This window comes from Stenotrophomonas pictorum JCM 9942 (assembly GCF_001431585.1).
Classification (GTDB): Bacteria; Pseudomonadota; Gammaproteobacteria; order Xanthomonadales; family Xanthomonadaceae; genus Stenotrophomonas; species Stenotrophomonas pictorum.
Genome location: NZ_LLXS01000067.1, coordinates 1 through 13222 on the forward strand (window position 1 = coordinate 1; position 13222 = coordinate 13222).

The 13222-nt window shown below is 66.3% G+C and carries 9 protein-coding genes and 1 rRNA gene; 4 read left to right on the forward strand and 6 right to left on the reverse strand.

What is annotated here, in order from left to right:
• The first annotated feature begins 121 nt into the window (after positions 1 to 121).
• Positions 122 to 236, forward strand: a 5S ribosomal RNA gene (rrf, locus tag ARC78_RS15395).
• 243 nt (positions 237 to 479) lie between these two features.
• Here the strand turns inward: rrf and ARC78_RS15400 are convergent.
• The 3 genes from ARC78_RS15400 to ARC78_RS15410 form a co-directional block, all read right to left on the reverse strand.
• A complete protein-coding gene (locus ARC78_RS15400) occupies positions 480 to 944 on the reverse strand; it encodes a PepSY domain-containing protein (protein WP_054660427.1) in 465 nt (154 codons plus the stop codon).
• A 188-nt stretch (positions 945 to 1132) separates the two neighbouring features.
• Positions 1133 to 2839: a M28 family metallopeptidase gene (locus tag ARC78_RS15405; RefSeq protein ID WP_057506597.1), complete on the reverse strand. Its 1707-nt coding sequence runs from the start codon at positions 2837 to 2839 to the stop codon at positions 1133 to 1135.
• A gap of 59 nt (positions 2840 to 2898) precedes the next feature.
• A complete protein-coding gene (locus tag ARC78_RS15410; protein WP_054660750.1) occupies positions 2899 to 3552 on the reverse strand; it encodes a DUF4097 family beta strand repeat-containing protein in 654 nt (217 codons plus the stop codon).
• 109 nt (positions 3553 to 3661) lie between these two features.
• On the opposite strand from ARC78_RS15410, the gene ARC78_RS15415 reads away from it, so the two are divergent.
• A complete protein-coding gene (locus ARC78_RS15415) occupies positions 3662 to 4942 on the forward strand; it encodes a murein hydrolase activator EnvC family protein (protein ID WP_057506598.1) in 1281 nt (426 codons plus the stop codon).
• 109 nt (positions 4943 to 5051) lie between these two features.
• A complete protein-coding gene (locus tag ARC78_RS15420; protein ID WP_057506599.1) occupies positions 5052 to 6470 on the forward strand; it encodes a S41 family peptidase in 1419 nt (472 codons plus the stop codon).
• Positions 6471 to 6515: 45 nt separating this feature from the next.
• Here ARC78_RS15420 and ARC78_RS15425 read toward each other — a convergent pair whose 3' ends face one another.
• Positions 6516 to 6839: a DUF1820 family protein gene (locus ARC78_RS15425; RefSeq protein ID WP_057506600.1), complete on the reverse strand. Its 324-nt coding sequence runs from the start codon at positions 6837 to 6839 to the stop codon at positions 6516 to 6518.
• A 35-nt stretch (positions 6840 to 6874) separates the two neighbouring features.
• Positions 6875 to 7567 (reverse strand): rhomboid family intramembrane serine protease, encoded by a 693-nt coding sequence (locus tag ARC78_RS15430; RefSeq protein WP_054660552.1) that lies wholly within the window; start codon positions 7565 to 7567, stop codon positions 6875 to 6877.
• 216 nt (positions 7568 to 7783) lie between these two features.
• On the opposite strand from ARC78_RS15430, the gene ARC78_RS15435 reads away from it, so the two are divergent.
• A complete protein-coding gene (locus ARC78_RS15435) occupies positions 7784 to 9235 on the forward strand; it encodes an outer membrane protein transport protein (protein ID WP_057506601.1) in 1452 nt (483 codons plus the stop codon).
• Between the two features lie 763 nt (positions 9236 to 9998).
• Here ARC78_RS15435 and putA read toward each other — a convergent pair.
• The gene (putA, locus tag ARC78_RS15440; RefSeq protein ID WP_057506602.1) at positions 9999 to 13217 is read right to left on the reverse strand and encodes a bifunctional proline dehydrogenase/L-glutamate gamma-semialdehyde dehydrogenase PutA; all 3219 of its coding nucleotides are present in this window, start codon (positions 13215 to 13217) and stop codon (positions 9999 to 10001) included.
• Positions 13218 to 13222: the final 5 nt, after the last annotated feature.

A 13222-nucleotide genomic window follows, 5' to 3' on the forward strand; every position in this document is an offset into this window, starting at 1 on the left:
ACTAAAATCCCCGCTGCATACGCAGCGGGGATTTGCTTTTACCAGGCTCCTTCCGCACCCGCGGTGGGAACTGCACGGAAACCGCATCCGAGCCGGCGCACTGCGCTGCTCCAACCGTCTTCCTGATGAAAACAGCGCTGTGGAACCACCCGATCCCATCCCGAACTCGGAAGTGAAACGCAGCCGCGCCGATGGTAGTGAGGCTCAAGCCTTGCGAGAGTAGGTCATCGTCAGGAGTTACAACCAAACCCCGCTGCTAACGCAGCGGGGTTTTTTATTGCGCCACGCCCTGCTGCAGGCCGTAAAGGACGCCGGCAACAAAAAGCCCGGCAGCGGCCGGGCTTGGGGGACAGCCGCCAGAAAATGGCGTTCAGCGCGCCCGCTGGCGCATCACCACCGCATGCGCCCAGCGAGAAGCAATACCCGGGGCGGTGATGTGAAAGAACGGGTCGGTGTGAGCGCTCGACACTGCGGCGGGCTCAGTCATTGCGGGCGGTGACGATCGTGCCGTCCTCCGGGTCGATCCGCAGCTCGACTTTACGGCCGTTGGAATTGTCGGCTTCGGCATGCCAGAGACTGTCCTTGAACTTCAGGTCGCGGATATTGGAGAAACCCTGCGCGCTGAGGGAGGCATGGATCTCGTCCTTGTTCATGCGTGAAACGGCGGTGCCATCTTCGGGATAGATCCGGCCGCGGAGCGGGTCCACTTTCACTTCCAGGCGTTTGCCGTTGCCGCTGACCGCATGGGCTTCCCACAGGCCATCGTCGAACTGGATCTGTTTGATGTCGCGGTATCCCTGCTCTTCCAGCAGGGTCCTGACCTCCCGTTGGGTCAGACCGTTGCTGCCGGCGGCCGGATCACTGGAGGCGCTTTGCGCATAGGCCGGAACCGCGGCGCCGAAGGCGGCAACAAGCAGGGAAGTGGTGAGGATCCGAAAATGCATCGCTCGTTCTCCATTGATGGGTGGCACGGGCAATGTTGGGTGCCACGGCTCGCAGACCGGGTGAAGGAGGTGTTGCGGGGATGTGCACTGTTCAGTCTCATGAAGCCGGCGGCTTCAGGGCATGCGCTGGCGTCGCAGGACGAAAAACGGCGCCGTCAAGGTGCCGTTTGAGTGGAGCGGTGGGTAGCTCAGGGCTTGCCGTTTGGCTTGTTTTTCATCATCGAATCGCGATTGGCTTTGAACGGGTTGCCCTCGTACCAGTTCGGCCACGCATCGCCGCCGGCCAGATGGCTGCCGACGCCGTACAACAGTTCCAGGTCTTCGATGGCACCGTCCAGCTTCCAGGTCGCCGGATCGTACTCGTCCTTGGGACCGTGGTAACGCTCCTTTCCATAGGCTTCGGCGGCACGCTTGCCTGCCGCGGTGCCGCCGTCGATCAGATCTTCACCGCCGTCTGCGTACAGCGCCGGGACGCCGGCCTTGGCGAAGTTGAAGTGGTCCGAGCGGAAGTAGAAGCCGCTCTGTACGGCCGCTTCGGCATGCAGCGTACGGCCCTTCCCGGTTGCCAGCGGCTTGAGGATGTCTTCCAGCTCGGAACTGCCAAACCCGGTGACGGTCATGTCGCGCGCACGGCCATTGACCGACATCGCGTCGATATTGATCACGCCGGCGATCTTATCCAGCGGGAAGGTCGGGTGGTTCACGTAGTACTGCGAACCCAGCAGCCCGGATTCTTCCAGGGTGACGGCCAGAAATACCACCGAGCGTTCCGGCGGCGTGGGCTGGTGCGCCATGGCGTCGGCGATCTCGAGGATGCCGGCCACGCCGGTGGCGTTGTCCACCGCACCGTTGTAGATGTTGTCGCCTTCTTCGCCCTCGTGCTTGCCCAGGTGATCCCAGTGCGCCATGTACAGCACGGCTTCGTCGGCGCGCTTGCCGCCGGGCAGCACACCCACCACGTTGCGCGACTTCTTTTGTGCGATGGTGCTCTGCAGATCCAGTGACAGTTTGGCTTTCAGCGGTTCGGGCTTGAAGCCGCGCTTGCTGGCATCGCGGTAGGCCTTGTCCAGATCCAGCCCGGCTTCGGCGAACAGCTGCCGCGCCGCGTCGGCGCTGAGCCAGCCCTGTGCCTGCAGGCGCGGCTCCTTGTCCTCTGTGGCCGGCAGGTCGTACTGCGCGCCGCCCCAGGAGTTCTTCACCACGTCCCAGCCATAGGAGGCACCGGCGGTGTCGTGCACGATCAGTGCGGCCGTAGCACCCTTGCGCGCGGCTTCCTCGAACTTGTAGGTCCAGCGCCCGTAGTAGGTCATGCGCTTGCCGTCGAACAGCTTGGCGTCATCGACATGGAAGCCGGGGTCGTTGACGAACATCACCACCGTCTTGCCGGTCCAGTCCTGGCCGGCGTAGTCGTTCCAGTCCTGTTCGGGGGCATCCACGCCGTAGCCCACAAAGACCAGGTCGCTGTCGGCGATCTTGATTTCCGGCTGGCCGCTGCGGGTACCGATGACCATGTCCGTGCCGAACGTCAGTTCCTGCACCGTGCCGTCGCGCTGGATCTTCAGCACGGTGTTGGGATCGGCGGTGGTTTCGGTCATCGGCACGTCCTGGAACCAGCTGTCGCCGTTGCCCGGCTGCAGGCCGATGCGCTGCATCTGGTCGCGGATATAGTTGACCGTGAGTTCCTCGCCGTTGCTGCCTGGCGCGCGGCCTTCGAACTCATCCGAGGCCAGGGTCTTGACCAGCTCGGCGAAGTCGGCGGCATTGATGGCGCTGGCGAACGCGTGCGCCGGGACCGCGGTCGGCAGCGCTGCGGTGGCCGGCGGTGCGGCCGCCTCCTGCTTGCAGGCGACCAGCGCGGCGCTGGCGGCCAGGCACAACAACAATTTGCGATGCATGAAAACTCCGGTTTGCGTTCGATACCCGATTCTAGGCGGGATGCACGCCGGCTGCCTGCTCAGCGCGGCGCACTTTCACCTTTGAAGCGCTGCGCCGTGGCGCCACTGACCGGACCGGTCCGGGCCGTGTCATGCACGTACAGGGTCACCTCACGTTCGAACACCAGCGCGCCCTCGACCACCGCATTGGGACCAATCACAACGCGCGGCTTGCGCGGTGCGGTCAGCGAGATGTTGAAGGAGGGGCGGCTCACCTTGATGCCGCCTTTGACATGCGAATCGATACCGACGGTGATGTCGCCGTTGACCGTTTCGATGTCGCCGCCGACCTGGGTGCCGACCAGCCCGATCGCACCATTCACCGTTTCGATATCGCCGCCGATACGGCTGCCGCGATCGACATAGATGCCACCGTTGACCGTTTCCAGACCCCGTTCGAGTACCAGGTTGCGGCCGGCGCGGATGCCACCATTGACCGTCTCGATCGCCCGGGCCTGCACGTTGTCTTCAGCGCGGATACTGCCGTTGACGGTTTCCACGCCGCGCACCTGCACGCCGCTGGCCAGCTGGATGCTGCCGTTGACCGTATCCAGATCGCCATAGCTGGCATTGGCCTCGGTGTGGATGCTGCCATTGACCTTGCTGATGTCATCGGCGGCCAGGACCAGCGGGGTGGTGGCTGTCAGGGCCAGCAGCAGAAATACACGTTTCATGCGACCTCCAGGAGGGGTATTCCGATGGACCGGAGCCGATGGCACCACGCTTGGTTACAATCCGCACCTGCCTGAAGTCATTGGAACCGCATTGCGCCCGACTTTCCACATGCGCCGCCCCGGTCAAGCAGCGATTCCGTCCCGGTGGCGTGGCAGCTGGCTGCTGGTGCTGGCGCTGGTGAGCGGGCCGCTGCTGGCGCAGACCGCGCCGCGCGATACGGAAAAGAAGCTGCAGCAGCTACGCGGCGAACTGAAGAGCGTTTCCCAGGAGCGCCGGCAGCTGGAAGAACAGCGGGCACAGGTCAACCAGCAGTTGCGCGAGGCCGACCAGAAGGTCGCCCGCAGCGCCCGCGCGGTGGCCGAGGCCGAGATGGCGGTAGCGCTTGAGCAGCGGTCACTGGCCGCGCTGCAGCAGCGCAGAACCGAGCTGGAGAGCGGTCTGGCCCGCCAGCGCCAGCAACTGGCCGCCTTGCTGCGTGGTGCCTATCAGCTGGGCACGCACGCGCCGCTGAAGCTGCTGCTGTCGCAGGATACCGTGGCCGATGCCAACCGCGAGCTGGCCTATCACCGTTACCTGCAGCGCGAGCGGGCGCGCTCGATCAGTGCCTTGACCGCGGACCTGCGGACCTTGGGTGAAACCGAGCAGCAGATTCTGGCGCGCAGCCAGGAGTTGCAACAGGCGCGCGAACAACAACGCCAGCAGGCTGCCGCGCTGGAACGTGACCGGCGCCAGCGGGCGACGATGCTGACGGAACTGGAGCGCCGTTACCACGATCGCAGCGAACGCGAAAAGGCGCTGGGCCAGGATGCGCGCTCGCTGGAGCGGGTGCTGGCCAACCTGCGTGCCGCCGCGGCGCGTGCCGAAACCGAGCGCCGAGCCGCGGCACGGCGAGCCGCCACCGCGCAATCCCGGCAAGCGGCGACAGGAGCCGGTTCAGCGCGCACCGGTCCGCGCGCACCTGCGGGCAAAACGCCGCCACGGGTGGTGGCCGATGCACCGGCGCCGAAGGTCGGCGGACTGGGCTGGCCACTGTCGGGCAATCTGCTGGCCCGTTATGGCGGCCGCTTGCCCGACGGGCGCAGCAGCACCGGCGTGCTGATCGGTGCCCCGGCCGGAACCACCGTCACCGCGGTGGCCGATGGCACCGTGGTGTTTTCCGACTGGATGACCGGCTACGGCATGATCCTGATTGTCGATCACGGCAACGGTTACCTGAGCCTGTACGCACACAACGACGCGTTGCTCAAAGATGCCGGCGCGCGGATCAAGCGCGGCGATGCGGTGGCCAAGGTGGGCAACTCCGGTGGGCAGGGCACCACCGCGCTGTATTTCGAATTGCGCCGCCATGGCCAGCCGGTGGACCCGGCCACCTGGCTGCAGCGCCAGTAACCCAGGCTGAGCGCCGCCGGCGCCGGTTCAACGGGAATTTAGCCGGGCATCGCGCATAATCGAAACGACCGCGCTTCGGGCGCGGGCCTGTTTTCTCATGGAGTGGTTCATGCGCGTAGCCCGTCTTGCTGCAGCCCTGCTGTTCGCCCTGTCTCCTGCGGTCGCGCTGGCACAGAGCGCCCCGGACAAGGCCGTCAGCGCCGATGATCCCGATGCCAAGGAGTCGGTCACCTCGCGCGTGCCGCTGGATGAGATCCGCCGCTTTGTCGGGGTCTACAACGCGGCGCGTGCGGCCTATGTCGATCCGGTCGACGACAAGAAGCTGATGCAGTCGGCGGTACGCGGCCTGTTGCTGGAGCTGGATCCGCACAGCACCTATTTCGACAAGGAAGACGCGCAGGCGTTCGACGAGCAGGCCACCGGCGCCTACGAAGGCATCGGCGTGGAACTGCAGCAGCAGGAAGACACGCTCAAGGTGGTATCGCCGATCGATGACACTCCGGCGGCCCGGGCCGGCCTGCGCGCCGGTGATCTGATCATCGCCATCGATGGCCAGCCGATCAGTGCGATCGAGGCGATGGAGCCGTTGCGCGGCCCGGCGGGCACCTCGGTGGTGCTGACCATCGAGCGCGCGGGCGAAAAGCCGTTCGACGTCAGCGTCACCCGCGAAACCATCCGCGTCACCAGCGTGCGCAGCAAGATGCTGGAGCCCGGTTATGGCTATATCCGCATCAGCACCTTCCAGGCCGATACCGGCAGCGACTTCCAGAAGCATGTGGCGCAGCTGCAGGCCCAGGCCGGCGGCAAGCTCAAGGGGCTGGTGCTGGACCTGCGCAGCAATCCGGGCGGCCTGCTCACCGCTGCGGTGCAGGTGGCCGACGACCTGCTGGAGAAGGGCGGCATCGTCAGCACGCGCGGGCGCATCTCCATCAGCGATGCGACGTTCGATGCCACTCCGGGCGACCTCATGCAGGGCGCACCGGTGGTGGTGCTCACCGATGCCGGCTCGGCCAGCGCCTCCGAAGTGCTGGCCGGGGCTTTGCGTGACAACCAGCGGGCCCGCATTGTCGGCAGCCGCACCTTCGGCAAGGGCTCTGTGCAGACCGTGCTGCCGCTGGACAACGGTGATTCGGTGAAGCTCACCACCGCGCGCTATTACACCCCCAGCGGCAAATCCATCCAGGCCACCGGCATCATCCCCGACGTGGAGCTGCAGCCCGATCCGGCCGATCTGCCCAAGGACTTGCCGGCCAGCCTGGCTGACTACAGCGAGGCCAAGTTGCCCGGGCACCTGCGCGGCGATGACGAAGCTGCCGGCAGCAAGGCCGGGGTGGTGTTGCCGGGCGATGCGCCGGTGCAGGCAGCGTTGCGCGAGCTCAAGCATCCCGGCTCGGTGGCTGCCGCGGCAGTGAAGCCCAAACCGGCCGCCGCAGCCGCAGCGACGAAGCCCGCGGTTGCGGCCCCGGCCAAGCCGGAGGCTCCCGCCAAGCCGGAACAAGCCGTGCCGACCAGCGACGGCGACAAGTAAGCGTCGCGGCGGCCCTGCATGTTGCCGGGGCCGCCGCAGGTCCGTTCAGCGCGGTTTGCCCGGCAGCGGGAACGGAGTGACCACCTTCTCGCCGGTGCTGGCATCGCGGATCGCCGACTGCCCTTTCTTCTCCACTTCCTCGATGCGCACGATGCTCTGCATCGGCAGGTGCAACACCCGGGTGTCGCCGAACTCCTGTCGCAGGCGCTCTTCGGTGGGGTCCACCACCAGTCCGTCGTGGCGGTCGAACACCAGTTCGGCCACTTCGTTGAAGCCCCACAGATGGCTGCCACCCACGCGCCGGGCATACAGCTCGTAGATTTTGCCGTGGTTGAGGAAAGTGACCTTGTACAGCGGTTTGCTACTCATGCCGCGATTATAGAATCCGCCGCAGGGGCCGGGCGCTAGAAGCCCTGACGCTTGCGCAGACGGCGGGCGATGGCCGCGCGCACATACAGGCCGTAGACGATACCGAACAGAAAGCCGGCCAGATGCGCCGACCACGCCACCTGGCCGAAGCTGGGGCCGATATAGGCGAACACCACCTGCAGTGCGGCCCAGACGCCGATCAGCAGGAATGCCGGGGCGCGGACGAACTCCAGGAACAGCCCCAGCGGCACCACCACGCCCAGACGGGCGCCGGGAAACAATGCCAGATAGGTACCCAGCAATGCCGAAACCGCGCCACTGGCACCGATGATGGTCTGATCCGGCGTGTCCATCACATACAGCGCGGCCAGGTTCGAGGCCGCGCCACCGAGCAGGAACAGCAGCAGCAGCCGCCATGGCCCGAGCACGCGTTCGGCCGGCAGTCCGAAGATCAGCAGGAACACCAGGTTGCCCAGCAGGTGCGACCAGTCCGCATGCAGGAACAGCGCGGTGAACAGCCGCAACGCGCTGCCATCGCGCAGCGCCGCCCAGACCTCCTGCGGGTTGCCCAGACCGGTGGACAGGGCCCCCCAGTTCATCCACAGCGACCGCCAGGCCTCGGTCGGCCGGGAGATCGACCACAGGAAGGCGATCCAAGTGACGGCAACCAGCGCTGGCACCGCCCAGCGCAGGCCGGGCTTCTTACGGGAGGGGATGGAAAGGAACATATGCCGGAAGCGTAATCGGTTCCTCGCCTAAGCGCTTCATTCGGAACAGGAAACTGAATTCGGTGCCGTTATTGTTTAGTTAAGCAAGCTGGGAGATACTGCATACGGCGTGGTATGTCGGGAGGGGTCTCCGGCTCATCGTCAAGCTATTACTGCAGTCCGTTAATGCCACCCGCATCAACGACTTTTCATCAGTTCCAGGAGAGAGCTTCCAACATGCATACCGCTTCCTCGATTGCCCGCATCACCGCTCTGGCCGTCGGCATCGCCGGCGCCCTCGCATTCAGCAACGCCGATGCTGCCGCCTTCCAGCTCAAGGAGAACAGCGCCAAGGGTCTGGGCCGTGCGTTTGCCGGTTCCACCAGTGCCTGGGGTGATGCGTCTGTGGTCGCCACCAATCCGGCCTCGATGCGCCTGCTCGACGGTCGCCAGTTCCAGGCGGACCTGAGCGCCATCAGCTTCTCGGCCGATTTCGAGAAGTTCGACGCCCGCTACAACGGCACCGGCGGCCCGGGTACCGGTGCACCGGTCAGCGGCGGCAACGGCGGTGACGCCGGCATGATCGCGCCGGTTCCGGCGGCCTATTTCCATGTGCCGTTCGGCGAGAACGACAACATGCACTTCGGCCTGTCGCTGACCGCGCCGTTCGGCTTCAAGACCGACTACGACAAGGACTGGGTGGGCCGTTACCACGGCGTGACCACCGACCTGAAGGCGGTCGATCTGGGCGCGGCATTCTCCTATGACGTCAACCCGTATGTGTCCTTTGGTGCCAGCGTGTTCGTGCAGCACCTGACCATCGAGCTGACCAACGCGGTGGACTTCGGTGCCGTGGTCAACGGCGCCGCGCAGCAGAAGGCTGCCGCGGCAGTGCTGGCCGCCGGTGGCACTCCGGCCCAGGCCGCCAACGCCGCCCGCCAGGCCTCTGGCGCTGCGGCGCAGCAGGGCTTCTACCCGGGCAGCGCCGATGGCTACGCCTCGCTGGAAGGTGACAACAATGCGGTCGGTTACGTGCTGGGCGGTACCTTCAGCCCGAGCGAAGACACCAATATCGCGCTGAGCTACCGCTCCAAGGTCGAGCACAAGATCACCGGCGGCAAGGGCAAGTTCGATGTGCCGCCGGCGGTGCAGGTCGCCCTCGGCATGCCGGGCAGCGGTCTGTTCGTACCGACCAGCGGCAAGGCTACCCTGACCCTGCCGGCGTCGCTGACCGCCAGCGTCACCCACCGGATCAACGACCGCTGGACGGTGATGGGCGATGTGACCCGCACTGCATGGAAGCCGTCGTTCGACAAGGTGACCGTGGATTTCGCATCGAACCAGCCCGACAACGTGCTGGAATTCGGTTACAACGACACCACCTTCGGCTCGATCGGTACCGAGTACAAGCTGTCTGACACCATCACCCTGCGTGGTGGCGTGGCCTATGACGAAACCCCGACCAGCTATGCGCACCGTGACGTCAAGGTGCCGGATGTGACCCGCAAGTGGCTGTCGTTCGGTCTGGGCTGGACGCCGTCGGAGAAGACCGAGTTCAATTTCGGCTATACCCACCTGTTCACCAATGAGCCGGCGATCAACATCGTCTCGGCCACCGGCAGCACGCTGAAGGGCAAGTACGACGTGGGTGGCGACATCCTCGCCGCATCGGTCAACTACAAGTTCTGATCGGGCGTGGCGCGGCGCACTTTGCCGTAGCCGTGTGCCACTGTAGAACGCAGCCCGGGAGAAATTCTCCCGGGTTTTTTTTTGGCCGCCGGAACGGACGGCCAGCATCGCGCCGGCGGGACGATAGGCGGGCTGTCGATCGCGGAGGTGCTGATCGACAACGCCCCCGCGCTGTGCGCAGATGAGCCCGCATGGGGATCACTTCCGACGGCGGAGCCATGGTGATCCGGGTGTGCGCATCGAACGGCCGGATGTTGCAGGTGACGCTCCGCTGCGGCAGCGCGGCCTGGGACGGCGACCCCCACCGGCCGGTAATGACGGCTGCTTCGATCCTGTGGGGGATTTTCCGCCCCCCTCGCGGGCCAGCCCGTTGCCGTCAACGGCAGCAGCGCGCCCTCACCACGTCGGCCAGAGCGGGCCGGTGATCGACGATGAGGGCTTCAGTGACGACACCTTGGTCGACTTCAAGGATCGGGAGGTCGAAATCGACCAGCGGCCGCAGACCTTCAAGGACCGCGCCCCCGGATTGCGCCGCTCGCGGGGGCCGCGTGGAACGGGAGTACACGCCGGGCTTCGGCCGCAGCAGCCGTCAGCGCTACCGCGGCGATACGTGGCGATACGTGGCGATACGCGGCGGTCCAGTGATCGGATCGGTTCGATCGACCACCGCCGGGGCCTGGGGCGTGCCTGTGAGCGGAGCTGGATGGACAACAAAAAACCCCGCTTTCGCGGGGTTCTTCGTTGCTTCCGTGCTGCGGCCGACTCAGTCGCCCAGGGTCAGCAGCGAGGCGTTTCCGCCGGCGGCGGTGGTGTTCACCGTCACCGTCTTCTCGGTGGCAAAACGCAGCAGGTAGTGCGGGCCGCCGGCCTTGGGGCCGGTGCCGGACAGGCCCTGGCCGCCGAACGGCTGCACGCCGACCACCGCCCCGATCTGGTTGCGGTTGACGTAGACGTTGCCGACGTGGACGCCGTTGGCGATGCGCTCGACGGTCTCGTCGATGCGCGAATGCACGCCCAGGGTCAGGCCGTAGCCGGTGGCGTTGATCTGCGCGATCACCGCGTCGAGCTGGTCGGCCTTCCAGCGGATCACGTGCAGCACTGGTCCGAAGATCTCCTTGTGCAGCTGGTTCAGGTCCTTCAGCTCATAGGCACGCGGGGCGAAGAAGGTGCCGTGTGCGGCGGCCTCGGACAGTGGCGCGGCGGCGATCAGGCGCGCTTCGCGGTCCATGCGGGCGGCATGGTCGGTGAGGATCTGCAGCGCATCGGCATCGATGACCGGACCGACGTCGGTGGACAGCAGGCCGGGATCACCGATCTTCAGTTCGGCCATCGCGCCGGCCAGCATGGTCATCACCTTGTCGGCGATATCGTCCTGCACGAACAGCACGCGCGCGGCCGAACAGCGCTGGCCGGCGGAGGTGAAGGCCGAGCCGATCGCGTCCTTGACGATCTGCTCGGGCAGCGCCGAGGAGTCGGCGATGAAGGCGTTCTGGCCGCCGGTCTCGGCGATCAGCACGCCGATGGCGGCATCGCGCGCGGCCATCGCGCGGTTGATCGCGCGGGCGGTTTCGGTGGAACCGGTGAAGGCCACGCCGGCCACGCGCGGATCGGCGGTGAGCGCGGCACCGACCGTGGCGCCATCGCCTGGCAGGAACTGCAGCACGCCTTCGGGCACACCGGCCTCATGCAGCAGCTTCACCGCGTAGTAGCCGACCAGGTTGGTCTGCTCGGCCGGCTTGGCGATGACGCTGTTGCCGGCGGCCAGCGCGGCGCTGACCTGTCCCAGGAAGATCGCCAGCGGGAAGTTCCACGGGCTGATGCAGACGAACACGCCGCGGCCATGCAGCTGCAGCTCGTTGCTCTCGCCGGTCGGGCTGGGCAGCTTCTCGGCGTGGCTGAACTGCTCGCGTGCCTGCTTGGCGTAGTAGCGCAGGAAGTCCACCGCCTCGCGTACTTCGGCGATGCTGTCGGGCAGGCTCTTGCCGGCTTCCTTCACGCACAGCGCCATGAACTCGGCAATGCGCGCTTCCAGCTGGTCGGCGGCGTGTTCGAGGATGGCGGCGCGGCTGGCGGCCGGGGTACGGTTCCACGCTGGTTGTGCGGCTACGGCGTTGCTCAACGCCTGCTGCACGGTGGCGGCATCGGCGGCCTGCCACTGGCCGACCACCTCGCGCGTGTCGGCCGGGTTGGTGACCGGCTGTGCGGCGGTCGTGGCGGTGGCGCCGGGCACCAGCGGGGCGGCGTGCCACGGCTTGATGGCGGCAGTGAGCTGCCCGGCCAGCGCGCGCAGGTCGTTGTCGTTGGCGAGGTTGATGCCCATGGAATTGGTCCTGTCGTGGTTCTGGCTGCGCAGCAGGTCGATGGGCAGCGGGATCTTCGGGTGGGGAATGGACGCGAACGAGGACACCGCCTCGACCGGATCGCGGATCAGATCCTCGATCGAAACCTCGTCATCGGTGATGCGGTTGACGAAGCTGGAGTTGGCGCCATTCTCGAGCAGGCGGCGCACCAGGTACGGCAGCAGTTCCTCGTGCGAACCGACCGGTGCGTACACACGGCACGGCACATTGAGGCGGTCGGCCGGAATCACCTCGGCATACAGGTCATCGCCCATGCCGTGCAGCTTCTGGTGCTCGTAGGTGTGGCCGGCGCCGATCTGCTTGATCACGGCGATGGTGTGCGCGTTGTGGGTGGCGAACATCGGGTAGAGCGCATCGCGGTGGCCGAACAGGCGCTTGGCGCAGGCGATGTAGGACACGTCGGTGTTCTGTTTGCGGGTGAACACCGGGTAGCCGGGCAGGCCGTCGATCTGTGCGCGCTTGATCTCCGCATCCCAGTAGGCGCCCTTGACCAGACGCACCTGCAGCTTGTGACCGATGCGGCGGGCCAGGTCGGCCAGGTAATCGATCGTGTACGGCGTACGCTTCTGGTAGGCCTGCACGACGATGCCGAAGCCTTCCCAGCCTTTCAGTGACGGATCGCTGACCACGGCCTCGATGATGTCCAGCGACAGCTCCAGGCGGTCGGTTTCCTCGGCGTCGACGGTACAGCCGATGCCATAGGACTTGGCCAGCTGTGCCAGTTCCAGCACGCCCGGCACCAAGTCCTGGAGCACGCGTTCGCGCTTGGCATGTTCGTAGCGCGGGTACAGCGCCGAGAGCTTGATCGAGATGCCGTGCGAGGCGGTGACGTCACCATCGGCCTTGCCGCCGCGTGCCAGGTTGTCCTTGCCGATCGCGTGGATGGCGCGCCGGTAGTCTTCCAGGTAACGCCGCGCGTCCTTCATGGTCAGCGCACCTTCGCCGAGCATGTCGAAGGAGTAGCGGTAGTTGCTGTTGTCGCCCTTGTGCGAGCGTGCCAGCGCCTCGTCGATGGTGCGGCCCATGACGAACTGGTGGCCCATGATCTTCATCGCCTGGCGCACAGCCAGGCGGATCACCGGCTCGCCCACGCGGCCGATCAGCCGCTTGAAGGCGCCATGCACGTCGCGCTTGGTGGCATCGGCCAGATCGACCAGGTGCCCGGTCAGCATCAGGCCCCAGGTCGAGGCGTTGACCAGCACCGAGTCCGATTGGCCCATGTGCTTTTTCCAGTCCGCCTCGCCGAGCTTGTCGCGGATCAGCTTGTCGGCGGTTTCCTGATCCGGGATGCGCAGCAGGGCTTCGGCCACGCACATCAGCAGCACGCCTTCCTCGCTGCCCAGGTCGTACTGGCGCATGAAGGCTTCGATCGCGCCCTGGTTGCTGGCGCGGGCGCGCACGCGGCGCACCAGATCGGCGGCGGTGGCCTGGATCTGCGCCTGTTCGGCGGCCGGCAGGCGGGCCTGTTCCAGCAGTTCGCGCACATGACCGGCTTCGTCCTTGAGCCAGGCGTCGGTGATGGCCTGGCGCAACGCGGCAGGCGTCGGCGGAAGTTCCGGCGCGAGCAGACACGGGCCTGTCGGCAGCGAAGATGCAGCATCAAAAGGAGGAGTCGAGTTCATGCGCC

Coding starts and splice junctions, on each gene's coding strand:
- ARC78_RS15400 (WP_054660427.1), bottom strand. CDS start 944: ATGCATTTTCGGATCCTCACCACTTCCCTGCTTGTTGCCGCCTTCGGC.
- ARC78_RS15405 (WP_057506597.1), bottom strand. CDS start 2,839: ATGCATCGCAAATTGTTGTTGTGCCTGGCCGCCAGCGCCGCGCTGGTC.
- ARC78_RS15410 (WP_054660750.1), bottom strand. CDS start 3,552: ATGAAACGTGTATTTCTGCTGCTGGCCCTGACAGCCACCACCCCGCTG.
- ARC78_RS15415 (WP_057506598.1), top strand. CDS start 3,662: ATGCGCCGCCCCGGTCAAGCAGCGATTCCGTCCCGGTGGCGTGGCAGC.
- ARC78_RS15420 (WP_057506599.1), top strand. CDS start 5,052: ATGCGCGTAGCCCGTCTTGCTGCAGCCCTGCTGTTCGCCCTGTCTCCT.
- ARC78_RS15425 (WP_057506600.1), bottom strand. CDS start 6,839: ATGAGTAGCAAACCGCTGTACAAGGTCACTTTCCTCAACCACGGCAAA.
- ARC78_RS15430 (WP_054660552.1), bottom strand. CDS start 7,567: ATGTTCCTTTCCATCCCCTCCCGTAAGAAGCCCGGCCTGCGCTGGGCG.
- ARC78_RS15435 (WP_057506601.1), top strand. CDS start 7,784: ATGCATACCGCTTCCTCGATTGCCCGCATCACCGCTCTGGCCGTCGGC.
- putA (WP_057506602.1), bottom strand. CDS start 13,217: ATGAACTCGACTCCTCCTTTTGATGCTGCATCTTCGCTGCCGACAGGC.